Origin of the sequence: Actinomadura sp. 6K520 (genome assembly GCF_004349245.1) — a bacterium.
GTDB lineage: Bacteria > Actinomycetota > Actinomycetes > Streptosporangiales > Streptosporangiaceae > Spirillospora.
In genome coordinates, this window is sequence record NZ_SMLC01000117.1 from 1 (window position 1) to 23754 (window position 23754).

Below are 23754 nucleotides of genomic sequence, written 5' to 3' on the forward strand. Positions count from 1 at the left end.
CGGGGCGGGGCGGCCGGGGGCGCGTCCCCGCACAGGACGTTCAGCGCGCGGGACGCCACCTCGGTGAGGTCGTCGATGCCGACCACAGCGTCCAGGAGCCCCTTGGCCGCGAGGTTCTCCGCGACCTGCACGCCGGCGGGGAACGGCTCCCCGTACAGGCCCTCGTACACGCGCGGCCCGAGGAAGCCGATCAGCGCGCCCGGTTCGGCCGCCGTCACGTGCCCCAGCGACCCCCAGGAGGCGAACACCCCGCCGGTCGTGGGGTGCCGCAGGTAGACGAGGTACGGCAGCCCGGCGGCGCGGTGCGCCCTGACGGCGGCGGTGATCCGGGCCATCTGGACGAACGCGGCGGTGCCCTCCTGCATGCGGGTCCCGCCGGACGACGGCGCGGCGACCAGCGGCAGGCCCCCGGCGGTGGCGCGCTCGACGGCGGCGACGATCCGGTCGGCGGTGGCGAGGCCGATCGAGCCGGCGAGGAAGCGGAACTCGGAGACGACGAACGCGATCCGGTGGCCCCGCAGGCGGCCCTCGCCGGTGATGACGGCCTCGTCGCACCCGCTGCGCTCGCGGGCGGCGGCGAGTTCCGCGCCGTAGGGCGACGCGGGGTCCGGCCCGGCGGGCGGGGTGTCCCACGACGTCCAGGTTCCATCGTCCAACACGCGGCGCAGCAGCTCGCGCGCGCCCACCCGTTCCGTCACGCGACCATCATGACCGCAGGGGCAGGTCAGCCGCCGGGCGGGGGACACTGGTGGGGCCTCCGGAGAAGGGAAACACACGGTGTCCGATGAGATCCACTTCGCCTCCGCCCGCGACCTGGCCCGCCGGATGCGGGCGCGGGAGCTGTCGGCGCGGGAGGTCGTCCAGGCGCACCTCGACCAGATCGACAGGACGAATCCCGAGGTCAACGCCATCGTCACGCTGATCGCGGAGGACGCGATGCGGCAGGCGCGGGAGGCGGACGAGCGGCTGGCCGCCGGGGAGCGGCCCGGTCCGCTGCACGGCCTGCCCGTCGCGCACAAGGACACCCACGCCACGCGGGGCGTCCGCACGACCTCCGGGTCGCCGATCTTCGCCGCGCACGTCCCCGACGCCGACGAGCTGGTCGTCGAGCGGATGCGGGCGGCCGGGGTGATCACGCTCGGCAAGACGAACGTGCCGGAGTTCGCCGCCGGGTCGCACACGTTCAACCCGCTGTTCGGCCTGACCCGCAACCCCCATGACCCGTCCCGCTCGGCGGGCGGCAGCAGCGGCGGGGCGGCCGCGGCGCTGGCGTGCGGCATGCATCCGGTCGCGGACGGCAGCGACATGGGCGGCTCGCTGCGCAACCCCGCGTCCTTCTGCAACGTCGTCGGGTTCCGCCCGTCGCCGGGCCGGGTGCCGTCGTGGCCGGTGCCGGCGGGCTGGTCGACGCTCGGCGTGCAGGGCCCGATGGCGCGCGAGGTGGCGGACGCGGCGCTGCTGCTGTCGGTGCTCGCCGGGCCCGACCCGCGCAGCCCGATCGCGCTGGAGACGCCCGGCTCGGCGTTCGCGGCGCCGCTCGGCCGCGACCTCGCCGGGCTGCGCGTCGCCTGGTCCCCCGACCTCGGCGGGGCGGTCCCCGTGGACCCGGCCGTCACCGGCGTCCTCGAACCGGCCGCGAAGGTGTTCGAGGACCTCGGCTGCGCCGTCGAGGAGGCGTGCCCCGACCTGTCGGGGGCGGACGAGGTCTTCCGGACGCTGCGCGCCTGGCACTGGGACATCGCGCTCCGCCCGCTCCTCGACGAGCGCCGCGCGGACTTCAAGTCCTCCCTCGCGGCGAACATCGACGCGGGGCGCTCCCTCACCGGCACCGACCTCGGCCGGGCCGAGGTGCTGCACACGGCCCTGTTCCACCGGGTCCGGGAGTTCTTCGAGCGGTACGACGCGCTGCTCCTGCCGGTCAGCCAGGTGCCGCCGTTCGACGCCGCGCTGGAGTACCCGGAGGAGGTCGCCGGGGAGCCGATGCACGACTACCTGGAGTGGATGCGGTCGTGCTTCCTCATCTCGGCGACCGGCTGCCCCGCGCTGTCGGTGCCCGCCGGCTTCACCGGGGACGGGCTGCCGGTCGGGATGCAGATCGTCGGGCCGCACCACGCGGACTTCGCCGTCCTGCAGATCGGGCACGCGTTCGAGCAGGCCACCCGGCACGGGAGGCGCCGCCCGCCGCTCACCGGCGGGTGACCGGCCCGGTCAGGACTCGTCGAGCGGGATGCGCAGCACGAACCGCGCGCCCCGGTCGCTGTCGGCCGCGACGAGCGACCCGCCGTGCGCGCGGGCGATGTCGCGGGAGATCGTCAGCCCGAGGCCGGTGCCGCCGCGGTCGAGCTCACGGCTCTCGGCGAGCCGGTGGAAGCGCCAGAAGATCCGCTCCCGGTCCTCGGGGGCGATCCCGGCACCGTCGTCCAGGACCTCCAGCACGGCGTGGGACCCGTCCGCGGTCACGGTCACCCAGATCCGTGCCGCGGCGTGCCGCTCGGCGTTGTCGAGCAGGTTCGTCAGCACCCTGACCAGGTGGTGGGGCGTGACCCGGACCATGACCCCCTCCTCCGTGTCGACCTCGACGGGAACCCGCCGCGTGCGCCGCAGCACCTCGGCGCGGACCAGCGCCCCGAGATCGACCCGCTCCCGCCCGACGTGCACGCCCGCGCCGAGCTTCGCCAGGATCAGCAGGTCGCCGACGATGCCCTGCAGCCGGTCGGCGTCGGCGAGCGCCGCGCGGGCGACCGCCGGCCAGTCCTCGTCCTCGGGGTGTTCCAGCGCCAGCTCCAGCTGGACGCGGAGCCCCGTGAGGGGGCTGCGCAGCTCGTGGGAGACGTCCGCGACGAAGCCGCGCTGCCGGTCGAGGACGTCCTCCAGCCTGCTCAGCGTCACGTTCACCGACTCGGCGAGCTCCGACACCTCGTCGTCCGGCTGGGGGACGCTCACCCGGCGCTCCGGGGCGCGGCCGGTGATCTCGGCGAGCTCGGCGCTCATCACCCGCACCGGGCGCAGTGCCCGCCGCACCGCCACCGACACGGTGTAGGCGACCGCCGCCGCGCCGAGGACCACCACCGCCGTCAGCAGGCCGATGAACAGGCCCCGGTACTGGGCGAATTCGCGGATGGGCGTGCCCGCGTGCACGATCCGCCAGCCGTTCGGGGTCCACACGCGTTGCGTGACCAGGTAGGCCTCGCCCTCGTTCGGGATTCGCACGGTGCGGTAGACGGGATCGTCCGGCACGCGCGGATCGGACACCTGCAGCGGGCCGTACTCGTCAAGCTGACTGCTGGCGGCGAGCACGGTGCCCACGTCGTCCACCACCTGCAGGAGCGTGAACTCCGGGTCCTCGACGCGCAGCCTGCCCCGGGGGTCGGTGGCGCGGACGAGCGCGGACAGTTCGTTGATCGCGGTGGCCCCCTGATTCTGCAGGTTGTCGTACACGGTGGAACGGACCACCTGGTAGAAGAGCACGGCACCGGCCGTGAGCAGGAGGGCGACGAAAAGGGTCGCGATGGCGGTCACGCGGGTCCGCATCGACCAGCGTGAGGGCGACCACCGGTCCCCGAAGATCCGCACCCCGCGCCCTGCCCCCTTTCCGGCCCGCACGCGGCACCGTCGTGCCGCTCTCGTCGCCTGGGGGGTGAACGCAGAACTGGATGTTGCCGGACGATTGCCCTGCGAAACATCGTCCGCACCGGATGGACACCCGCGTGAACGGCACCTCCCACCCCTGGGGCTCCGGCCACGCGGGCATCTCCTCCGGTGCGGGCAACCCGCCCGCCACCCGCGCGCCGAGGAGGAAATCCGACGGGGACCGGGCCGGCTGCCGAACCACTCCCCACTCTGCACGCCCCCGGTGCACGGGACGCTACATCGACGTGACGATCACGTTTCCGCACCTCCCGGAAGAACACCCCCATAATTCGCCGCCGATCGGGGATAGGCGGACAGGAGAGAGACAAGGGAGCCGGAACACCCCATGAACGGACACATCGCGCCGCTGGAACCCGCCGACCCCCGGGAGGTCGCCGGGCACACGCTGCTGGGCCGTCTCGGGTCCGGCGGCATGGGGCTGGTCTACCTCGGCGCCGATCCCGACTCGGGCGGGCGCGTCGCGGTGAAGACCATCCATCCGCATCTCGCGGGCGATCCCTCCTACCGGCGGCGGTTCAAGGACGAGGCGTACCTCGCCAGCCGCGTCGCCTCGTTCTGCACCGCGCGGGTCCTCGCGCACGGCGAGGAGGACGGCCGCCCCTACCTCGTCACCGAGTACGTGGGCGGGGTGTCCCTGCACAGCCGGCTCGTCGGCGAGGGCCCGCTGCCCGCCGCCGACCTGCACGGCGTCGCCGTGGGGGTCGCGTCGGCGCTCGCGGCGATCCACGCGGCGGGGCTCGTGCACCGCGACCTCAAACCGGCCAACGTGATGCTGACCCTGTCGGGGTGCCGCGTCATCGACTTCGGCATCGCGCACAGCCAGGACGCCCGCACCGCGGCCGCCACATCCGGGCAGGTCCTCGGTACGCCCGGCTGGATGGCGCCCGAGGTGCTCATCGGCGGCCCCGCGACGCCCGCGGCGGACGTCTTCGCGTGGGGCTGCCTCATCGCCCACGCGGGGACGGGACGAATGCCGATCGGCGGCGACCCCGCCACCCTCTGCACCGCCGTCGACGATCCCGACCTGTCCGGGCTGCCGGAGTCGCTGGTCCCCGCCGTGCGGTCGGCGCTGGCGAAGAACCCGGCCGAGCGTCCCAGCGCGTCCGAGCTGCTGCTCACCCTGGTGGAGCAGCAGGCACCGGACGCCGGTGACCACCGGCGGGCGGTCCCGGCGCCCCCGGTGCGGACACCGACGCCGGTCCCGCCGCGTCCGTCCGGGCGGGAGGGCCGGCGGGACACCGCCACCAAGGCGTTCACGCCGCCGGGTGTGGCGGACACGACGACGTCCAGGCGAACCCGGCTGCTGGCGGGCGCGGGTGCGGCGGCCGGAACCGCGCTGATCGGCGCCATCATCGCCGGTCGGACGCAGGGCAGGAACGAGCCGCGGCGCTAGGTCAGGTGCGCCAGATCAGGACGAGGGCGCAGTCGTCGTCACGGGCCGCGGCCATCGTCTCCACCAGTTCCCGTGCCCCGCTGCCGAACCCCTGGGGGACGAGCCGCTCCGCCTCCCCCAGCAGCCGGTCGATGCCGGCGTCCAGGTCGCTGCCCGGTGACTCCACCAGCCCGTCGGTGTAGAGGAGCAGCGCGTCGCCGGGCCGCAGCATCCCCCGTTCGGGGACGCACCGCAGATCGGGCACGACCCCCAGCACGACGCCCTTGGCGGTGCCGACCCGCCAGGCGCCGGTGCCCGCGTCGAACTGGACGGCCGGCGGATGGCCCGCCGACTCGACCGTGTACTCGCCCGTCCTCATGTCGACGACGACGTGCACGGCCGTGACGAATCCCTCGTCCCACCGCTGGCGGTGGAGGTAGTCGTTGCAGGCGGGCAGGAAACGTTCGGGCTGGACCGATCCAAGCAGTCCGCCGAAGGCGCCCGACAGCATCAGCGCGCGGGTTCCCGCGTCGGTGCCCTTCCCGGAGACGTCGACCAGCGCGACCTCCAGGGTGTCGCCGTCGAACGCCGACACCACGAAGTCGCCGCCGAACGAGGACCCTCCGGCCTGCAGCAGCACGACCTGGGAGTCCCAGCCGTCCGGCAGCTCGGGCATCTCCCCCTGGCGCTTCAGCCGGTCGCGCAACTCCAGCAGCATCGAGTCGCCGCGGAGTCCCTGCACGCCGAGCTTCTGGCGCGTCCGGGCGAGGGTGAGGGCGAGCACCGCGGTGATCGTCAGCGTGGCGGCCATCCCGATGCCGATCCCGGGGACGTCCAGCCAGGCGTTGTAGGAGCTCACCGCGGCCACGACGGCGAGCAGCGCGACCAGGCTGCGCACCTTCAGCAGCAGCCCGCCGCCGAGCACGATCAGCACCTGGAGCCCCGAGGGGGCGATGCCCCGGGTGTCGTTCGCCGTCGCGATGCCGATGCCGATCGCGAGGAGCGCCAGGGCCGCGAAGACGTAACGCTCCCTGGTCAGCCTGCCCCGCCGCAGCCACCGGTACAGCGCCACGAGGACCGGAACGCGGCGCAGGGCGGCACGCACTCTCGGCGGAAGGGCGTGCACCAGTCGTTGAAGCATGACTCCGGCACTGTATCGAGCAAACCCGCCGCCGCGCCGGTATCCACACCACCGGTGACCTTTTGCAACGGTCCAGCTACGTTTTCTCCGGGTAGGGATAGGTGATACGGGAAAGGGGCGGCACATGGGACAGCCGGGAATGCGGATCACGGTCGACGCGGCGATGCGGGCGCGGGACGTCTCGCGAACGAGGCCCGACGGCGCGGAGCCGGCGGCCGGCGATCCGGGCACGCGCGGGAACCCCGCCAAGGCGGCCGAGACGCCCCGGCGGACGAAGGCCGCCAAGAACGAGCGGCGCCGCCTCGGCAAGCGCGGCGGCGCCCGCAAACCCCCGGCGAACGGCCTCTAGGGCAGCGGGGGGAGTTCGCCGGTGCGCTCGTAGTCGCCGAGCATCTCGATCCGGCGGGTGTGCCGCGGCTCGCCGGAGTACGCGGTTCCGACGAACAGCTCCACGAAGCGGGTGGCGGTGTCCAGGTCGTGCTGGCGGGCGCCGAGGCTGATGACGTTCGCGTCGTTGTGCTCGCGGGCGAGCGTGGCGGTGGCCTCGCTCCAGACGAGCGCGGCCCGCACGCCCTCGACCTTGTTGGCGGCGATCGCCTCGCCGTTGCCGGACCCGCCGACCACCACGCCGAGGGTGCCCGGCTCCGCCGCCGTCCGCTCGGCGGCCCGCAGGACGAACGGCGGGTAGTCGTCCGTGGCGTCGTACTCGAACGCGCCGCAGTCGACGGCCTCGTGCCCGTTCTCCTTCAGCCAGGAGAGCAGGTGCTCCTTCAGCTCGAAGCCGGCATGGTCGCATCCAAGAAACACGCGCATGGGCCCGATTCTCGCAGCCCCCGGCGGGCGGCGCGCGCGGGGGTCGGCGTCATCGCGCCCTTGCTCAGCCGTCGTCGCGTTTGCGGTCGACGATCGTCCGGTCGGGCAGATTGAGGTCGTCGTCCTCCGGGTCGTCCTTGGGGACGTCCGCCCCGGGCTCCGCCTCGGCCGCGTCCTTGTCGCGGTCATCGGTGTCGGCACGCTCGGCCTCGGACGCCTCCGGTTCCTCCGGCGCCGGCGGTGCCGGTTGCGCGGCCTGCTGCTGCTCCGCGGCCTGCTGCTGCTCCGCGGGCTGCTGCTGCCCCGCGGCCTGCTGCGGCGGCGGGGCGGGCGGCGCGCCGAACTGCTGCGGCGCCCCCGGCTGCTGGGGGACGGCCGGGGCGCCCCACTGCGGCTGCTGCGGCGGCTGCCCCTGCGGGGGAACGTACGGGACCGCCGACGGGTGCATCGGCTGCTGCGGCATCCCCTGCTGCGGCACCTGGGCGCCCGGCTGCGGCGGGGCATAGGGCTGCCCGCCGTACGGCTGCCCCGCGTACGGCTGAGGCTGCTGCGCCCCGTACTGCTGCTGGGCGCCGTAGGGCTGCTGGGCGGCGGCGCGCGGGCGGGTGACCAGGAAGCCGGCGAGCGCGCCGAGGCCCGCGATCCAGCCGAACAGGACGCCGAAGCTCGCGCCGTTGCCGATCGTGATCCAGATGGTGCGGCTCGTCATCATGCCGGGGATGTCGAGCGCCCAGGCCACCAGGGCGCCACCGATGACGCCGGCGACCCCGCCCGCGACGGCGGTGGCCCACCAGCCGGTGATCAGCGCGCCGAGCACGCCGCCGCGCGGGTCGATCGCCCGCGCGCCGGCGAACACCAGCAGCGCCAGGAGGACGAGGAACAGCAGGAGTGCGAAGTCCAGGGCGAAGACGTAGCTCCAGTTGCTCTGTCCCGCCGTCAGCCGCCACTGTGGGAACTGGAAGGCCGCCACCAGCGGGCCGATGCCGCTGCCGTGGTCGAGGTCGTCCCGGATCGCGTCGACCACCCACTGGTTGTTGAAGAGCAACGCCAGAAGGGCGATGGGCGCCACCGCGCCGCCCGCCATGGCCACCATCCGCCGCATCGTCATGGCGGGCAGATTAGTGGCGATCCGACGCTGCCGGTAGGTCCCGCGCTACCCGGGGTAGGCGGCGGGGAAGCGGAATCCGTGGTCGATCTGCTCTTCCAGGTTCTCCCCCGTCGCGCCGTTCGCCCAGCGCCGCGCGTTCTTGACGTGGAACTCGACGGCCTGCCGCTGGTACCTGTCCCAGTCCTTGACGCACGCGTCGACCTCGGCGCGCATCCGGTCGAGGGCGGCGACGTTCCCGTCCTCCAGCGCGAAGCCCGCCCGGCCCTGCTCCAGCGCCCGGACGGCGGTGGACTGGCCGATCCAGGTCAGCAGGTCGTCCCCGACGTGCTCCCGCAGGTACGCGACGTCGTCCTCGGACTGGACCTTGTTGCCGACGACGCGGATGGCCACGTCGTAGTCGCGGGCGTACTCGGTGTACTGCCGGTAGACGCCGACGCCCTTCCGGGTCGGCTCGGCGACGAGGAACATCAGGTCGAACCGCGTGAACAGCCCGGAGGCGAACGTGTCGGCCCCCGCGGTCATGTCGACGACGACGTACTCGCCGGGCCCGTCCACGAGGTGGTTGAGGTAGAGCTCCACCGCACCGGTCTTCGAGTGGTAGCAGGACACGCCGAGGTCGTCGTCGTTGAACGGCCCGGTGGCGAGCAGCGTGACGCCGTGCACCTCCTGCCCGGCCTCGTGGAACGGGTCGTCGCCGCGGAACCGCAGCAGCCGCGAGCCCCGGCCGGGCGGGGTGGTCTTGACCATCGCGGACGCGGCGGAGATGCGCGGGTTGGCGCCGCGCAGATGCTCCTTGAGCTCGGGGAGCCGGTCGCCCAGCGCGGGGATCTTGGCGGCGAGGCCCTCGTCGAGGCCGAGCGCGACGCCGAGGTGCTGGTTGATGTCGGCGTCGACGGCGACCACCGGAAGCCCGCACCCGGCGAGGTGCCGGACGAACAGCGACGACAGGGTGGTCTTGCCGCTGCCGCCCTTGCCGACGAATGCAACCTTCACATTACCCTCTTTTCGGATATGAAAACCGTTACCAGTGTCAGGGAATCGAGTCTGGCGGAGGGTGCCGGAGGAGGCAAGCGGAACGGCCGAGGACCGCCCGGATCGGCGGGCGGATCAGCGGACGGCGGCGGCGGGGTCGAACCCGAACGGCAGTTCCAGCCGGTGCGCGGCCAGGAGATCGGCGTCCGTCAGCAGGTCCCGGGTGGGACGGTCGGCCGTGATGACGCCGCCGGAGAGGATCACCGACCGCGGGCACAGCTCGGCCGCGTACGGGAGGTCGTGCGTGACCATCAGGACCGTCACGTCCAGGCCCAGCAGGATCTCCGCCAGTTCGCGGCGGCTCGCCGGGTCCAGGTTGGAGGACGGCTCGTCCAGGACGAGGATCTCCGGCTCCATCGCGAGGACGGTCGCGACCGCGACGCGCCGGCGCTGCCCGAAGCTCAGATGCTGCGGCGGCCGGTCGGCGACCTCCTGCATGCCGACGGCGGTCAGCGCGGCACGGACCCGGCGGTCCAGCTCGGCGCCGCGCATCCCGAGGTTGGCCGGGCCGAACGCGACGTCCTCCCGCACGGTCGGCATGAACAGCTGGTCGTCGGGGTCCTGGAAGACGATGCCGACGCGGCGGCGGATCTCCCGCAGCGCCTTCTTGTCCCCGGGGTCCACCGCGAGACCGCCGACCCTGACCTCGCCCAGCCCGCCGTGCAGGATGCCGTTCAGGTGCAGGACGAGCGTCGTCTTCCCGGCGCCGTTCGGCCCGAGCAGCGCGACCCGCTCGCCGCGCCCGACCGCGAGGTCGACGCCGTAGAGGGCCTGCGTGCCGTCGGGGTAGGCGTAGGCGAGGCCCGTCACCTCCAGGGACGGGGTCATGGCGCGATCCACGCGGTGAGGGCGACGAGCGCGGCGGCCGAGGGCAGCAGGGCGGCGGCGGTCCACTGCGCGGCGGTCGCGCCCACGTCGTGCATGACGGGCATGCGGCCGTCGTACCCGCGGCTCACCATCGCCAGGTGGACGCGCTCGCCCCGCTCGTAGGAGCGCAGGAAGAGCGCGCCGACCGACCGGGCGAGCACGCGCGTCGCGCGCAGGTCGCGCGCCTCGAAGCCGCGGGACGCCCGCGCGACCCGCATCCGCCCCAGCTCGGCGGCGACGACGTCGACGTAGCGGAGCATGAACGTGGCGATCTGCGTGATGAGCGGCGGCATCCGGAGCCGCTCGATGCCGAGCAGCAGCAGCCGCGGCTCGGTCGTCGCGGCGAGCAGGATGGACGCGACGACGCCGAGGGTGCCCTTGGCGAGGATGTTCCAGGCGTCCCACAGCCCGCCCTGGCTGACCTGCAGCCCCAGCACGGTGACCCGCTCACCCTGCGCGACGAACGGGATGAGGAACGCGAACGCGACGAACGGGATCTCGATCACGGTGCGCCGCGCCACCGTCGGGAACGGCACGCGGGCGAGCAGCGCGACGGCCGCGAGCAGCAGCGCGTACACACCGAACGCCCACATGCGCTCGCGCGGGGTGGCGACGACCAGCAGCACGAACGCCACGACCGCGACGATCTTGGTCTGCGGCGGCAGCCGGTGCACCGGTGAGGCGCCCGGCACGTACAGCCGGTGCGCGTGTCCCGCGCCCACTACCCCTGCCCGGACGTTCCCGCCGGCGCCTTCTCCCCCGGCTCCCCGGCGGGGTCGCGCCGCCGCAGGGCCCAGAACAGCCCGCCGCCGACCAGCAGGACGGCCCCGACCCCGATGACGCCGGACAGCCCGACCGACGCCCACTCGTTGCCGACGCCCTTGACCCCGTAGTCGCCGAGCGGGGAGTCGCCGAGCGCGTGGTCCTTCTCCTCGGCGCTGATGCCCTCCTCCTCGGCGACCTTCTCCAGCCCGTCCGGGCTGGAGCTGGCGTAGTAGCTGACGATCCCGGCGAGGACGAGGGAGACCAGCAGGAACCCGGCGAGGAAACGCTTGGTGGTCATCTGGCTGCTCCTCCTCAGACCTGGGACGTCGCGGGCCGGGCGGTACGCAGCTCGGCCGGTTTCAGCAGGCCGCGCGCCCCGTACACGAGGTCGGGCCGGACGGCGAGCACGCTCGACACGGTCACCGCGGTGATCAGCGCCTCGCCGATGCCGATCAGCACGTGGACGCCGAGCATCGCCGCGGCGACCGTCCCGATCGACACGTCCGCGGTCCCGCCGACCGCGTAGATCAGCGTGAAGGCGAGCGCGGAGGCGGGCACCGAGAGGAGGGCCGCGACGAACGCCGCCCCGGACACCGACGCCCTGGTCTTGGGCAGCACCCGCAGCAGCAGCCGGAACGTCCCGTAGCCGACGACGACCGTGACCAGCGCCATGAGGATGATGTTGACGCCGAGCGCGCTGAGGCCGCCGTCCGCGAACAGGAGCGCCTGCAGGATCAGCACGACCGACACGGCCACCATGCCCGCGTAGGGCCCGACGAGGATCGCCGCGAGCGCGCCGCCGAGCAGGTGCCCGCTGGTCCCGGCGGCGACGGGGAAGTTGAGCATCTGCGCGGCGAACACGAACGCCGCCGTCAGCCCCGCGAGGGGCGCGGTCCGGTCGTCCAGCTCGCGCCGCGCTCCGCGCAGCGCGATCCCGACGCCGGCCACCGCGACCACGCCCGCCGCGAGCGACACGGGCGCGTCGATGAAGCCATCAGGTACATGCACCTACCGCCACCGCCTTACCGGTTCTGCCGACCCACCCAGTGTGCGGCGTCTCGACCGTAGTTGCAACACTCTCGCAATAGCAAGAGATGTGTGGCTTGCGGGCGACCGCGCCCCGTGCGGGATCAGTCGAAGATCGGGTCCCGGGTGCGGCTGCGCTTCAGCTCGAAGAAGCCGTCCGTGGCCGCCACCGCCACGACCCCGTCCCAGAGCCGGGCGGCGGCCTCGCCCCGCGGGACCGGCGACACGACCGGGCCGAAGAACGCGCTGCCCTCGACCTCGATCACCGGGGTGCCGACCTCCTGGCCGACCCGGTCGATGCCGTCCTTGTGGGAGGCGCGCACGGCCTCGTCGTAGGCGGTCGACTCGGCGGCGTCCGCGAGGGCCGGGTCGAGCCCGGCGGCGGTCAGCGCCGCCTCGAAGTAGGGGCGGCCGAACTCCTGCTTCTCGTGGTGGCGGCGCGTGCCCAGCTCGGTGTAGAGCCGGCCGAGCGCCTCCGGCCCGTACTTCTGCTCCGCGGCGATGCACACGCGCACCGGGCCCCAGGCGTCCTTGAGACCCCTCCGGTACTCCTCAGGGACGTCCTTGTCCTCGTTGAGGACGGAAAGGCTCATCACGTGCCAGCGCACTTCGATCGGGCGCAGCTTCTCCACTTCGAGGATCCAGCGGGAGGTGATCCACGCCCACGGGCACAGCGGGTCGAACCAGAAATCGACGGGGGTGACAGCGTCCTTGGCCAACGTCGCCTCCTACAGCGAGAAACAGGGTGTTTGAGGCGACAACCAAGCCGCCGCGATCCCGATTCCCGCCCGGGTAAAGGTTCCAATGCCCGTGGCGGGCGGGCCGGATCGGCGTCCGGTTGGTAGACATGGGGGAACCAAGCGAATGAAGCCGACCAAGGAGTTCATGTGGCAGGCAACCTCACGCGCGACGAGGCGCGGGAACGGGCCCGGCTGCTCACCGTCGAGTCGTACACGGTCGACCTGGACGTGACGACGGGTGAGGAGGGTTTCGGCTCCACCACCGTGATCCGGTTCGGCAGCGCGGAGGCCGGCGCGTCCACGTTCGTCGACCTGCACGGCGCCGTCGTGCGCGAGGCGACGCTGAACGGCAAGGCCCTGGATCCCGCGTCCTATGACTCCGAGAAGGGCCGCCTGCCGTTGCCGGATCTGGCCACGGAGAACGAGCTCCGGGTCGTGGCCGACTGCACGTACTCCCGTTCCGGTGAGGGCCTGCACCGGTTCGTGGACCCGGTCGACGGAAGCGTCTACCTGTACTCGCAGTTCGAGACGGCCGACGCGCACCGCATGTACACGTGCTTCGACCAGCCCGACCTGAAGGCGACGTTCGAGTTCACGGTGCAGGCCCCCTCGGAATGGGAGGTCGTCACCAACGAGGCTCCCACCTCGGCCGAGGGCGGAACGTGGCGCTTCCCGCCGACGCCGCGGATGTCCACCTACATCACCGCGCTCGTCGCCGGGCCGTACCACGTCGTCCGGGACGAGTACCGCCGCGACGACGGCACCGTCATCCCCCTCGGCGTGTTCTGCCGCGCGTCGCTGGCCGAGCACCTCGACGCCGACGCGATCGTGGACGTGACCCGCCGCGGGTTCGCCTACTTCGAGGAGGTCTTCGGCCGGGAGTACCCGTTCGGCAAGTACGACCAGCTGTTCGTCCCCGAGTTCAACGCGGGCGCGATGGAGAACGCGGGCGCGGTCACGTTCCTGGAGGACTACGTCTTCCGGTCGCGGGTCACCGACGCGGCCTACGAGCGGCGCGCCGAGACGATCCTGCACGAGATGGCGCACATGTGGTTCGGCGACCTGGTCACCATGCGCTGGTGGGACGACCTGTGGCTGAACGAGTCGTTCGCCACGTACATGAGCGTCCTGTGCATGGCCGAGGCCACCCACTGGACCTCGGTGTGGACGACGTTCGCGAACCTGGAGAAGGCGTGGGCGTACCGGCAGGACCAGCTGCCGTCCACCCACCCGATCGCCGCCGACATCCCCGACATCCGCGCCGTCGAGGTCAACTTCGACGGGATCACCTACGCCAAGGGCGCGTCCGTCCTGAAGCAGCTCGTGGCCTATGTCGGCCTCGACAACTTCCTGGAGGGGGTGCGGCGCTACTTCGACCGGCACGCGTGGGGCAACACCGTCCTGACCGACCTGCTGGGCGCGCTGGAGGAGATGTCCGGCCGCGACCTCGCCGCGTGGTCGAAGGAGTGGCTGGAGACCGCGGGCGCCAACACGATGCGGCCCGAGTACGAGCTGGACGGCGACGGGAACTTCGCGTCGTTCGCCGTTCTGCAGGAGGCCAAGGCCGACTACCCGACGCTGCGCTCGCACCGCCTCGCCATCGGGCTCTACGACAGGACCCCCGAGGGGATCGTCCGGCGGGAGCGGGTCGAGCTGGACGTGGTGGGCGCCCGGACGGAGGTCCCGCAGCTCGTCGGCAAGAAGCGTCCCGACCTCGTCCTGGTCAACGACGACGACCTCACCTACGCGAAGATCCGGCTCGACGGGTATTCGCAGGCCGCCCTCGTCGAGAGCATCGGCGACATCAGGGAGAGCCTGCCGCGTGCGCTGTGCTGGTCGGCGGCCTGGGACATGACGCGCGACGCCGAGATGGCCACCCGCGACTACGTCCGGCTCGTCGCGAAGGGCATCCGCGGCGTCACCGACATCGCGGTCACGCAGACGCTGCTGCGGCAGGCGCGCCTCGCCGTCCAGCAGTACGCCGACCCGGCGTGGCGCAACGAAGGCCAGGCGCTCCTGGCCGACACCCTGGCGGACCTGGCCCGCGACGCCGAGCCGGGTTCGGACCTCCAGCTCGCCTACACCCAGGCGTTCGCCGGGTCCGCGGTATCGGACGACCATCTGGCGTTCGTCCAGGGGCTGCTGGACGGCACCCAGGTCCTCGACGGCCTCACCGTCGACACCGACCTGCGCTGGACGCTGCTGCGCCGCCTCGTCGTCACCGGCAAGGCGGCCGAGGCGGAGATCGACACCGAGCACGAGCGGGACCGCACCGCCGCGGGCGAGCGGCACGCCGCCGCCTGCAAGGCCGCGATCCCGTCCGCCGAGGCGAAGGCCGCCGCGTGGGAGCGGATCGTGTCCGGCGACCTGCCCAACGCCGTCTTCCGGGCCACGCTCGGCGGTTTCGTGGAGCCCGACCAGGCCGGCCTGCTGGTGCCCTACGTCGACCGGTACTTCGCCGAGGTCGGGCGCGTCTGGCGGGAGTGGAGCAGCGACATGTCCCAGACGTTCGCGGAGGTCGCCTACCCCTTCCTGGTCATCGAGCAGTCCACCGTGGACCGCACCGAGTCCTACATCTCCGAGGAGAACCCCCCGCCCGCGCTCGCCCGGCTCCTGTCGGAGGGACGCGACGGCGTCGCCCGCGCACTGCGCGCCCGCGCGAAGGACGCCGCGTCCGCCTGAGGCGGTCACCCGGATCCGCCCGCGGGGGAGGTATCCCCCAGCCCCCGTGACCGTGGGATCGTTGACGGTCACGGGGGCAGGGACGCGGGGAGGGGATCGCGTTGGAGACCGCACAGGACGTTCTGACGGCGCTGGCGCGGCGGTACGCGTTCGGTGACCTGGCCGCGCTGATCGCGCAGGGCACCGTCGTCCCCGACCACGACGCCGGCACCGTCGCCGCCCTCTGCGCGTTCGGGCAGCGCGTCCTCGACCTGGACGCCGAGGACTTCGGGATGCCCGAGGCCACCGGCGAGGTCCCCCGCGACCTGCTCGACCGCGCCCGTGCCAGCCGCATGCCGCAGGCACCGCGGGAACGCCCGCGCGGTGCCCTCGCCAGCCTCCGCCCCGCCTACGCCCTCCTGCTGGAGGTCATCGCGATCCGCTGGCACCGCCGCGACATGGCCGCGCTCGTCGCGGCCGTGCACATCGCCGGCGAGTACCTCCCCCTGCTCGCGTGGGAACCCGTCCTCGGCCACGCCGGCGACCCCGCCCGCATCGGCGCCGCCGTGACGGGCGAGGGCAGCCGCTTCGGCGTCCCCGTCGAGCCGGGCTCGGCCCGCATGTGCGACCACACCCGCCCGGAACGCGCCGCCTGCGAGCGGGCCCTGCGCGTCGCGCGGGAACCGGCGCCCGGCTGGCGCGCCTACCTCGACCGGCAGCACAGCCAGGTCGCCTCCGCCCTCGGCGACTGCGCGGCCGGCTGCCGCACCCCCTGCACGGTCATGACCCGGCTGGACGGCCCGGTCCGGGCGGACCTCACCGATCGCTGCAAGCTGGCCGCCGGCTTCGCCGACGGCGCCCTGGTGAAACTGCGGCACGCCGCGCCGGTCGGCCACGGGTTCGGGGTCCCGTCCCCGGAGGAGGTCCGGACGGCCTGGACCCGCGCCCGCACCTCCCTGTCCCGCCACTCGCTGGGGCACAAGGCCATGGCCGGCGCCGACGCCTCCTACCCGCTGCCGGGCCTTCCCGAGCTCTTCTCCGCGATCGCCGCGGACGAACTGCGTCCCGACACCCTCCTCCGGGACGTCACCACCCGCATCACCGCGACCCTCGCCTGAGGCCCGGGTCGACGAAGGCGGCGCCGAGGTCCTCCAGGAAGACGGGGTCGCCTTCGGCATCGGCCAGGGGGACGCGCCAGTTGGGGTACTCGTCCGTGGTGCCCGGCTGGTTCTGGGTGCGGCGTTCCCCGACCGCGTCGGCGAGGGAGACGCCCCTCAGCCGGGCAGGGGTGCGGCCCAGGAAGGCGTGCAGGGCGGCGACGATCTCCCCGTCGTGGGCGGTGGAGCCGTCCGCCAGGGCGCGCATGATGTCGGCGGGCGGCGTCGCCAGCAGCTCCTCGTCGTGCAGCAGGGCCAGCCAGTCCCCCAGCTGGCGGCGGTGGTCGTCCTCCTCCTCGGCGCGGGAGCGGGTGAGGAGGCCGAGCCGGTCGCGGAGGGCGATGTGGTCGCCGTGGACGAAGCCGGTGACGGGCGGCATGTCGTGGGTGCCGACGGTGGCGAGGGAGAGCTCGCGCCACTGGGCGGGCGGCTTGGGACGCCCCTCCCCGCCGCGCTCGAACCAGAGCAGGGACGTCCCGAGGACACCGCGGTCGGCCATGGCCTCCCGCACCTCGGGCTCGACGGTGCCGAGGTCCTCGCCGACGACCACGGCGCCGAAGCGTTCGGCCTCCCAGGTGAGGCAGCCGAGCAGGGCGTCGCGGTCGTAGCGGACATAGGTGCCGTCGGCGGGCGACGCGCCTTCGGGCACCCACCACAGCCGCGACACCTGCATGGCGTGGTCCAGGCGGATGCCGCCCGCGTGCCGGAGCACGGCGGCCACCATCTCGCGGAACGGCCGGTAGCCGTCGCGGGCCAGCGCGTCCGGCCGCCACGGCTGCTGGCCCCAGTCCTGGCCGCGCTGGTTGAACTCGTCCGGGGGCGCCCCGACGCTCATCCCGGACGCGAGCATCCCCCGGTACAGCCACGCGTCGGCGCTGCCGTGCGGGATCCCGACCGCCAGGTCGTGGACGACGCCGACCGGCATCCCGGCGTCCCGGGCCGCCCGCTGGGCCGCCGCGAGCTGCCCGTCCAGCCGCCACTGGAGCCACGCGTGGAACGCGGCGCGGGAGTGGTACCCGGGGACGTCCGCGGCGCCCGTGTGACCGGCGTCAGGGGCACCGGCGTCAGGATCACCGGCGCCCTGGAGGGCCCGCGGCCAGCGGCGCCAGTCGGTCGTGCCCTGCTCCTCGCTGATCGCGCACCACGTGGCGAAGCCGTCCAGCGCCGCGCCTTCGCGCCTGCGGAAATCGGCGTAACCCGGGTCGGCGTCCTCCCGCCAGAGGCGGTACATCGCCTCGAACGCCTCCAGCTTGGCCGCCCAGACCGCGTCCCGGTCCAGCAGCCCTTCCCGCGCGCGCAGGTCGGCGGCCAGGGCGGCGAACCGCTCCCGGTCCCGCGCGGGCAGCCGCGCGTACTCCGGCATGTCCTCGACCCGCAGGTAGATCGGCGAGGGGAAGCGGCGGCTCATCGGCGAGTACGGGGACGGCCCGACCGGCGGGACGGGCTCCGTCGCGTGCAGCGGGTTGACCAGGGTGAATCCCGCGCCCAGCTCCCGGCCGCTCCACGCCGCGAGGTCCGCCAGGTCGCGCAGGTCGCCGAGCCCCCACGACGCCCGGGACCGCACCGAGTACAGCTGCGCCGTGAACCCCCACGCGCGGGGCGGGGGCCGCAGCGCGGCGGGGGCCACCAGCAGCCGCGCGTGGTCGGTGCGGCCGCCGCGCCGGACGCGCAGGCGGTGCCAGCCGTCCGGCACGTCCGCCGCCCCGGCCAGCGGCTCGAAGGGCCGCTCGTCCGGGGGGACGTACGGGCCCGGCGGTGCCAGGACCTCCCCCGCGGACACCTCGATGTCCACCTCGGCGTCCTCGCCGGAGCCGAGATGCCCGCGGAGCTCCGCGAGGATCCGGCCGGTCACCGTGCCGTCCCCCCGGCGGACGATGACGGCCGGCGGCAGTCCGCGCCGCGGTTCCCTGGCCCGTTCCAGGCCCGCCCGGACGGCGCTCGGGGTGGACGCGTCCACCCCGAGCGCCGCCAGGACCGCCACCAGCGTGCCGGGCGAGACCTCGGCCGGGCGCCCGCGCCAGTCGGTGTAGCGGGTCGCGACGCCGTGCAGTCCCGCCAGCGTGCTCAGTTCGTCGTCGGCCACGCCTGCACCATGCCCCGTCGGGGCGGGCTCACGCCGTCCAGATGTCCGGCTTCCGGCCGATCCACGGGCGGGCCTCCTCAAGCTGCGCGGACAGCGAGATGAGCGTGCCCTCGCCGCCGAGCCGCCCGGCGAGCATGATCCCGATCGGCAGCCCGTCGGCGGTCACGTGGAGCGGGACGCTCACGGCGGGCTGCCCGGAGATGTTGTACACCGCGGTGAACGGGGTGAACTTCGTCTGCCGCTCGAAGTTCTCGGCGGGCTCCCGGTCGTGGAAGTACCCGACCGGGACCGGCGGCTGCGCCAGCGTCGGGTGCAGGATCGCGTCGAACTCGTCCATCACCGGGAACGCCGCGCGCAGCGCCCCCTGCAGCGCGGCGTGCGCCTGGAACAGCTGCGGCGCGGACGTGGCCTCGCCGTGCCCGCGCAACCAGCGGGTCAGCGGCTGGAGCAGGTGCTCGCTCTCCGGCGCGACGGGCGTGACGGTCGCCATGACGCCCCAGAGCGTCACGAAGTGCGGGAGGACGTCGGGCCCGAGCAACGGCGGCAGGTCCACGATCTCGTGGCCCAGCTCCTCCAGCAGCTCCGACGCCGCCTCGTAGGCGGCGACGCAGTCGGGATGCACCTCGGCGCCCGGCACGGCCGTCTCCAGGCTCCGCGCGATCCGCAGCCTGCCCGGCGGGCGCTCGGCGTACGAGGCGAACGCCCCCTCGGCGGGCGGCGCCGCGTACAGGTCGCCGGGCATGTGGCCCGCCATCACGTCCAGCAGGAGGGCCGCGTCCCGGACGGTCCGGGCGATCGGCCCGTTCGTCGACAGCCCGAACAGGTCGGGGATGACCGGCCCCTGCGAGACGCGCCCCCGGGTCGGCTTGATCCCGAACAGCCCGCACACGCTGCTGGGAATGCGGATCGACCCGCCGCCGTCGCTGCCCTGCGCGACGGGCGCCAGGCCCGCCGCGACCGCCGCGGCGGCGCCGCCGCTGGAGCCGCCGGCCGACCGGGACAGGTCCCAGGGCGTCCGGGCCGGCGGCGCGACGTCACTCTCCGTGTAGCACGGCAGGCCGAACTCGGGCGTCGTCGTCTTGCCGAGGAGCACGGACCCCGCCTGCCGCAGGAGGGTCACCACGTTGTCGTCCGCGAACCCGTCCAGGTCGGAGTAGACGCTCGAACCGAACGTCATCCGGACGCCGTTGACCATGTTGAGGTCCTTGATGGGGACCGGGACGCCGTGCAGCGGGGGGAGGTCCGCCGGGTCCGCCGCGTCCATGACGGCCTTCTCGGCCTGCCGCGCCTCCTCGCGCGCCCGGTCGGCGGTGACCGTGACGTAGGCGCCGACCTGCTCGTTGAGTCGCTCGATGCGGGTCAGGTAGTGGTCGGTGAGTTCGACGGGGGATACTTCCCGGGTGCGGACGGCCGCAGCCATCCGGGTGGCGCTGAGGTCATGGGTTTGTGTCACAAACCGGAACGCTAGACGCCGTGTGCGCGGGCATCAAAGAGGCAGTGGCAACGGCGTCGGCGGGAGGAGAAGATTATCGACGTACCCATCCGCCACGGCAGTGAATCACCTACGGGCGGCGACAAAACTATTAACCCTGCATGACTAGTCGCCAACCGTCCCGGTGATTACTCTGCGCACGGAGGATCATGCCCCCGATGGGAAAGGAATACGGAGCGTCACTCATGGCGACCACGGAGCGGGGCGACACACACGAAGCCCGGGGCCATCCCCGGGCACGGTCGGAGGCAACGGGGTCAACGGCAACACAGACGACGGGGTCGGAGGAAACCCGTGAGCACCACCACCAGGCTCCGGTGATGGAGCATCCCGAGGAGGGCACCGCGCCCGCGCTGCTCGCCGATCCCCGGATCCGCCGCTGGCTGCCGACGGCGGGTACCGCCCTCGGCGCTGGCCTCGCCGTCTGGCTGCTGGCCGGCTGGCGGCTCGGCCTCACGGTCGCGGTCCTCGTGGTGATCGGCGACGTCGTCCGCCGGTCCCGCAAGAGTTCCTCCGTCGCCGCGTGGCAGAAGTCCTCGGCCGCCGAACGGCGCACCGAGAAGCAGTTGAAGTCGCTGCAGCGCAACGGGTACGTCGTGCTCCACGCACGCGCCGTGCCCCGCGACGACGACGGTGTCAGCGACGGGCGGATCGACCACCTGGTGATCGGGCCGAGCGGCGTCTACGCCATCGACTCCGAGAAGTGGGACAAGCGCCTACCCGTGCGCACCATGTCCCACCTCAAGCTCTTCCACGGCCCCTTCAACAAGAAGGACCGCCTGGACGAGGCCCGCTGGGAGGCCCAGCAGGCGAGCAGCATCCTCGCCGAGCGGGTCGGCTTCGATGTGCCGGTGCAGCCGTCCGTGGCCATCTACGGGCCGTCCATCCCGTGGAAGGTCATGCGGGTCCGCGACGTCGACGTCTACGCGGGAAACCGGGCGCGCGCGTACCTGCGGCGCCGTCCGAAGATCCTGACCGAGGGCGACGTCGAGCGGATCTTCGAGGCGGCGCAGCAGGCCCTGCCGCCGAAGTATCCGGACTGAATCGCGGTTCCGTCGGCGTCCGGCGCTGGAGCGCCTTCCTGCAACGGGAACGGCGGCGCGATCACTGCATCACTCCGGCGCGCCGTGCGCTCGCTGCGCGATCAGGTTCTCGGCTCGCTTGAGCCTGCCTTCGGACGCGATCGCAAGCGTTGCTGCCGGCGTGCCCCGGCCCGGGGCCCAGCCCGGTGGGCCTCACCACTGGGCCTCGGGCCGCGCCGGGACGCCGCGTCCCGGCCTTTCTCCCGCCCGCGCACCGGTTGGTAGCATCGACGCCACAGGCCGGCTCGCGCGCGACCTCCGCTGAGCCGGCGGCAGCGCCGCGATCCGCCGCTGCGACATCCATCGCTTCCCCACCATGGGATCGCCGCACGTCACGTCACAGTTTGGAGAGGTCACACATGCCACCGCTCAGGTCACGCACGGTCACCCATGGCAGGAACATGGCGGGCGCCCGCGCGCTCATGCGGGCCAGCGGCGTAGCACGCGAGGACTTCGGCAAGCCGATCGTCGCGGTGGCCAACAGCTTCACGCAGTTCGTGCCCGGCCACGTCCACCTGGACGAGGTCGGCAAGGTCGTCGCCGGCGCCGTCCGCGAGGCCGGCGGCGTGCCCCGCGAGTTCAACACGATCGCCGTGGACGACGGCATCGCCATGGGCCACGACGGCATGCTGTACTCGCTGCCGTCCCGCGAGGTCATCGCCGACGCCATCGAGTACATGGTCAACGCGCACTGCGCCGACGCCCTCGTCTGCGTCTCCAACTGCGACAAGATCACCCCGGGGATGCTGCTGGCCGCGCTGCGCCTCAACATCCCCACCGTGTTCGTCTCCGGCGGCCCGATGGAGGCCGGCAAGCCCGTCGAGGGCGTCATGGACGGCAACAAGCTCGACCTGATCGACCCGATCATCGCGTCCGCCGACGCCTCCCTCTCCGACGACAAGCTCCTGGAGATGGAGGAGAGCGCCTGCCCCACCTGCGGGTCCTGCTCCGGCATGTTCACCGCCAACTCGATGAACTGCCTCACCGAGGCGATCGGGCTGGCGCTGCCCGGCAACGGCACCGTCCTCGCCACCCACACCGCCCGCCGCCGCCTCTACGAGGACGCCGGCCGTACCGTCGTGGACGTCGCCCGCCGCCACTACGAGGACGACGACGAGTCCGTCCTGCCGCTGAACATCGCCACCCGCGACGCGTTCGCGAACGCCATGGTGCTCGACGTCGCGATGGGCGGCTCCACCAACACGATCCTGCACCTGCTCGCCGCCGCGACCGAGGCGGGTGTGGACTTCGGCCTCTCCGACATCGACGAGCTGTCCCGCCGCGTCCCCTGCGTCTGCAAGCTCGCCCCCGCCACCGGCAAGTACCACGTCGAGGACTGCCACCGTGCCGGCGGCATCCCCGCCCTGCTCGGCGAGCTGAACCGCGCGGGCCTGCTGCACAGCTCCGCGCACTCCATCCACTCCGCCTCCATGGACGAGTTCGTCGCCAGGTGGGACGTCCGCTCCCCCGACGTGCTGCCCGAGGCCGTCGAGATGTTCCACGCCGCGCCCGGCGGCGTCCGCAGCACCTCCGCGTTCTCGCAGAGCGCCCGCTGGGAGACGCTCGACCTGGACCGCGAGAACGGCTGCATCCGCTCCGTCGAGCACGCCTACACCGCCGACGGCGGCCTCGCCGTCCTGCGCGGCAACATCGCCCCCGACGGCGCGATCGTCAAGACCGCCGGCGTGGACGAGGAACTGTGGACGTTCACCGGCCCCGCCGTCGTGTTCGAGTCGCAGGACGACGCCGTCGAGGGCATCCTCGGCGGGAAGGTCAAGGCCGGTGACGTCGTCGTGATCCGCTACGAGGGCCCGAAGGGCGGCCCCGGCATGCAGGAGATGCTGTACCCGACGAGCTTCCTCAAGGGCCGCGGGCTCGGCAAGGCGTGCGCGCTGATCACCGACGGCCGGTTCTCCGGCGGCACGTCCGGGCTGTCCATCGGGCACGCCTCCCCGGAGGCCGCGGGCGGCGGCATCATCGCCCTCGTCGAGGACGGCGACCCCGTCGTGATCGACATCCCGAACCGGGTACTGGAGCTCGACGTCCCGGCCGACGAGCTGGACGTCCGGCGCGAGAAGCTCCTGGCCGACCTCGGCGGCTACCGGCCCCGCGACCGGCACCGCCCGGTCAGCGCCGCCCTGCGCGCCTACGCGGCCATGGCCACGTCCGCCTCCACCGGCGCCGCCCGCGACGTCGGCCAGCTGGAGCGCCCGCACGGCTGAGCATTACCCGGCAGGTAATCGCCTTCTTTCCCCGCACGGGCCAGAGTGGACACAACGGCCGGGGCCCACCGGCCCCGGCCGCCCCACTCGAAGGAGAAACGCGAATGACCGCCTACGCACTCGCCCACCTGCACCCGCCGGCGACGCTCCACGAGGAGGTTTTCACCTACATGGAGCGCATCCAGGCCACGCTGGACCCGTTCGGCGGCCGGTTCCTCGTCCACGGCAGCGTTCCCGAGGTGATGGAGGGCCCGCTCGACGGGGCCTACGTCCTCATCGAGTTCCCCGACATGGACAACGCCAAGCGCTGGTACGAGTCGGACGGCTACCAGGCGATCCTGCCGATGCGCACCGACCACATGAAGGGCACGGCCGTCCTCCTGCCCGGCGTCCCCGAAGGCTACGACCCGGCCGCCACCGCCGCCGCCTTCCGCACCGCCCAGACCCCATGACACGCCCGACGGCCGTTCGGCGGCGGTGGGCCCTGGCGGGGGCGGTTCAGGAGCAGCAGCCTCCGCCGCAGCAGCCTCCGCCGCCGCCTC

At 73.4% G+C, this 23754-nt stretch carries 21 protein-coding genes; 8 read left to right on the plus strand and 13 right to left on the minus strand.

From position 1 onward, the window contains the following. On the minus strand, positions 1–698 hold a 698-nt coding region (locus tag E1289_RS25935; protein ID WP_279487710.1), incomplete at its 3' end, for an acetyl-CoA carboxylase carboxyltransferase subunit beta. A gap of 79 nt (positions 699–777) precedes the next feature. On the opposite strand from E1289_RS25935, the gene E1289_RS25940 reads away from it, so the two are divergent. After that, positions 778–2199 carry an amidase gene (locus E1289_RS25940; RefSeq protein ID WP_131984602.1) on the plus strand — a complete coding sequence of 474 codons (1422 nt, stop codon included), beginning with the start codon at positions 778–780 and terminating at the stop codon, positions 2197–2199. Between the two features lie 9 nt (positions 2200–2208). On the opposite strand, the gene E1289_RS25945 is transcribed toward E1289_RS25940, so the two are convergent. Further along, positions 2209–3519 carry a HAMP domain-containing sensor histidine kinase gene (locus tag E1289_RS25945; protein ID WP_165970614.1) on the minus strand — a complete coding sequence of 437 codons (1311 nt, stop codon included), beginning with the start codon at positions 3517–3519 and terminating at the stop codon, positions 2209–2211. A gap of 457 nt (positions 3520–3976) precedes the next feature. Between E1289_RS25945 and E1289_RS25950 the strand changes: the two genes are divergently transcribed. After that, complete coding sequence (locus tag E1289_RS25950; RefSeq protein WP_131984606.1) at positions 3977–5044, plus strand: serine/threonine-protein kinase; 1068 nt, start codon at positions 3977–3979, stop codon at positions 5042–5044. Position 5045: 1 nt separating this feature from the next. On the opposite strand, the gene E1289_RS25955 is transcribed toward E1289_RS25950, so the two are convergent. Then, entirely contained in the window at positions 5046–6164 is a 1119-nt protein-coding gene (locus E1289_RS25955) for a PP2C family protein-serine/threonine phosphatase (RefSeq protein WP_131984608.1), read from the minus strand. A gap of 124 nt (positions 6165–6288) precedes the next feature. Between E1289_RS25955 and E1289_RS25960 the strand changes: the two genes are divergently transcribed. Then, a complete protein-coding gene (locus tag E1289_RS25960) occupies positions 6289–6513 on the plus strand; it encodes a hypothetical protein (protein WP_131984610.1) in 225 nt (74 codons plus the stop codon). On the opposite strand, the gene E1289_RS25965 is transcribed toward E1289_RS25960, so the two are convergent. The 8 genes from E1289_RS25965 to E1289_RS26000 form a co-directional block, all read right to left on the minus strand. After that, complete coding sequence (locus tag E1289_RS25965; RefSeq protein WP_131984612.1) at positions 6510–6977, minus strand: ribose-5-phosphate isomerase; 468 nt, start codon at positions 6975–6977, stop codon at positions 6510–6512. The two genes, E1289_RS25960 and E1289_RS25965, sit on opposite strands and share 4 nt — an antisense overlap. A gap of 64 nt (positions 6978–7041) precedes the next feature. After that, on the minus strand, positions 7042–8085 hold the full coding sequence (locus E1289_RS25970) for a hypothetical protein (RefSeq protein ID WP_131984614.1): 1044 nt from the start codon (positions 8083–8085) through the stop codon (positions 7042–7044). A gap of 45 nt (positions 8086–8130) precedes the next feature. After that, positions 8131–9078: an ATP-binding protein gene (locus E1289_RS25975; RefSeq protein WP_131984616.1), complete on the minus strand. Its 948-nt coding sequence runs from the start codon at positions 9076–9078 to the stop codon at positions 8131–8133. A gap of 114 nt (positions 9079–9192) precedes the next feature. Next, on the minus strand, positions 9193–9945 hold the full coding sequence (locus E1289_RS25980) for an ABC transporter ATP-binding protein (RefSeq protein ID WP_131984618.1): 753 nt from the start codon (positions 9943–9945) through the stop codon (positions 9193–9195). After that, a complete protein-coding gene (cbiQ, locus tag E1289_RS25985; RefSeq protein WP_131984620.1) occupies positions 9942–10706 on the minus strand; it encodes a cobalt ECF transporter T component CbiQ in 765 nt (254 codons plus the stop codon). Before cbiQ ends, E1289_RS25980 begins: the two co-directional genes overlap by 4 nt. After that, positions 10706–11047: a PDGLE domain-containing protein gene (locus E1289_RS39120; RefSeq protein WP_131984622.1), complete on the minus strand. Its 342-nt coding sequence runs from the start codon at positions 11045–11047 to the stop codon at positions 10706–10708. The genes cbiQ and E1289_RS39120 overlap by 1 nt, the downstream gene beginning before the upstream one ends. A 14-nt stretch (positions 11048–11061) precedes the next feature. Continuing rightward, positions 11062–11757, minus strand: a complete 696-nt coding sequence (locus E1289_RS25995) for an energy-coupling factor ABC transporter permease (protein WP_131984624.1) — start codon at positions 11755–11757, stop codon at positions 11062–11064. Positions 11758–11879: 122 nt separating this feature from the next. After that, a complete protein-coding gene (locus tag E1289_RS26000) occupies positions 11880–12494 on the minus strand; it encodes a DsbA family protein (protein WP_131984626.1) in 615 nt (204 codons plus the stop codon). A 168-nt stretch (positions 12495–12662) separates the two neighbouring features. On the opposite strand from E1289_RS26000, the gene pepN reads away from it, so the two are divergent. Both pepN and E1289_RS26010 read left to right on the plus strand, forming a co-directional pair. Then, positions 12663–15197, plus strand: coding sequence for an aminopeptidase N (gene pepN, locus E1289_RS26005; protein ID WP_131984628.1), 2535 nt, complete (start codon positions 12663–12665; stop codon positions 15195–15197). A gap of 101 nt (positions 15198–15298) precedes the next feature. Beyond that, complete coding sequence (locus E1289_RS26010) at positions 15299–16294, plus strand: hypothetical protein (RefSeq protein WP_131984630.1); 996 nt, start codon at positions 15299–15301, stop codon at positions 16292–16294. Here the strand turns inward: E1289_RS26010 and malQ are convergent. Further along, positions 16275–18416 carry a 4-alpha-glucanotransferase gene (gene malQ, locus E1289_RS26015; protein WP_131984632.1) on the minus strand — a complete coding sequence of 714 codons (2142 nt, stop codon included), beginning with the start codon at positions 18414–18416 and terminating at the stop codon, positions 16275–16277. The genes E1289_RS26010 and malQ overlap by 20 nt on opposite strands. A gap of 28 nt (positions 18417–18444) precedes the next feature. Further along, on the minus strand, positions 18445–19869 hold the full coding sequence (locus tag E1289_RS26020) for an amidase (protein ID WP_131984634.1): 1425 nt from the start codon (positions 19867–19869) through the stop codon (positions 18445–18447). A gap of 359 nt (positions 19870–20228) precedes the next feature. Between E1289_RS26020 and E1289_RS26025 the strand changes: the two genes are divergently transcribed. From E1289_RS26025 to E1289_RS26035, 3 genes are all read left to right on the plus strand, one after another. Then, positions 20229–20951, plus strand: a complete 723-nt coding sequence (locus E1289_RS26025) for a nuclease-related domain-containing protein (protein ID WP_243713148.1) — start codon at positions 20229–20231, stop codon at positions 20949–20951. Positions 20952–21349: 398 nt separating this feature from the next. Next, positions 21350–23212, plus strand: coding sequence for a dihydroxy-acid dehydratase (gene ilvD, locus E1289_RS26030; protein WP_131984638.1), 1863 nt, complete (start codon positions 21350–21352; stop codon positions 23210–23212). A gap of 104 nt (positions 23213–23316) precedes the next feature. After that, positions 23317–23664, plus strand: coding sequence for a DUF1330 domain-containing protein (locus tag E1289_RS26035; protein ID WP_131984640.1), 348 nt, complete (start codon positions 23317–23319; stop codon positions 23662–23664). Positions 23665–23754 lie beyond the last annotated feature (90 nt).

What these genes read in the sequence shown, in the direction of transcription:
- E1289_RS25950 (WP_131984606.1), top strand. Translation starts at nt 3,977, where the DNA reads ATGAACGGACACATCGCGCCGCTGGAACCCGCCGACCCCCGGGAGGTC.
- E1289_RS25955 (WP_131984608.1), bottom strand. Translation starts at nt 6,164, where the DNA reads ATGCTTCAACGACTGGTGCACGCCCTTCCGCCGAGAGTGCGTGCCGCC.
- E1289_RS25960 (WP_131984610.1), top strand. Translation starts at nt 6,289, where the DNA reads ATGGGACAGCCGGGAATGCGGATCACGGTCGACGCGGCGATGCGGGCG.
- E1289_RS25965 (WP_131984612.1), bottom strand. Translation starts at nt 6,977, where the DNA reads ATGCGCGTGTTTCTTGGATGCGACCATGCCGGCTTCGAGCTGAAGGAG.
- E1289_RS25970 (WP_131984614.1), bottom strand. Translation starts at nt 8,085, where the DNA reads ATGACGATGCGGCGGATGGTGGCCATGGCGGGCGGCGCGGTGGCGCCC.
- E1289_RS25980 (WP_131984618.1), bottom strand. Translation starts at nt 9,945, where the DNA reads ATGACCCCGTCCCTGGAGGTGACGGGCCTCGCCTACGCCTACCCCGAC.
- E1289_RS39120 (WP_131984622.1), bottom strand. Translation starts at nt 11,047, where the DNA reads ATGACCACCAAGCGTTTCCTCGCCGGGTTCCTGCTGGTCTCCCTCGTC.
- E1289_RS26025 (WP_243713148.1), top strand. Translation starts at nt 20,229, where the DNA reads ATGGAGCATCCCGAGGAGGGCACCGCGCCCGCGCTGCTCGCCGATCCC.
- ilvD (WP_131984638.1), top strand. Translation starts at nt 21,350, where the DNA reads ATGCCACCGCTCAGGTCACGCACGGTCACCCATGGCAGGAACATGGCG.
- E1289_RS26035 (WP_131984640.1), top strand. Translation starts at nt 23,317, where the DNA reads ATGACCGCCTACGCACTCGCCCACCTGCACCCGCCGGCGACGCTCCAC.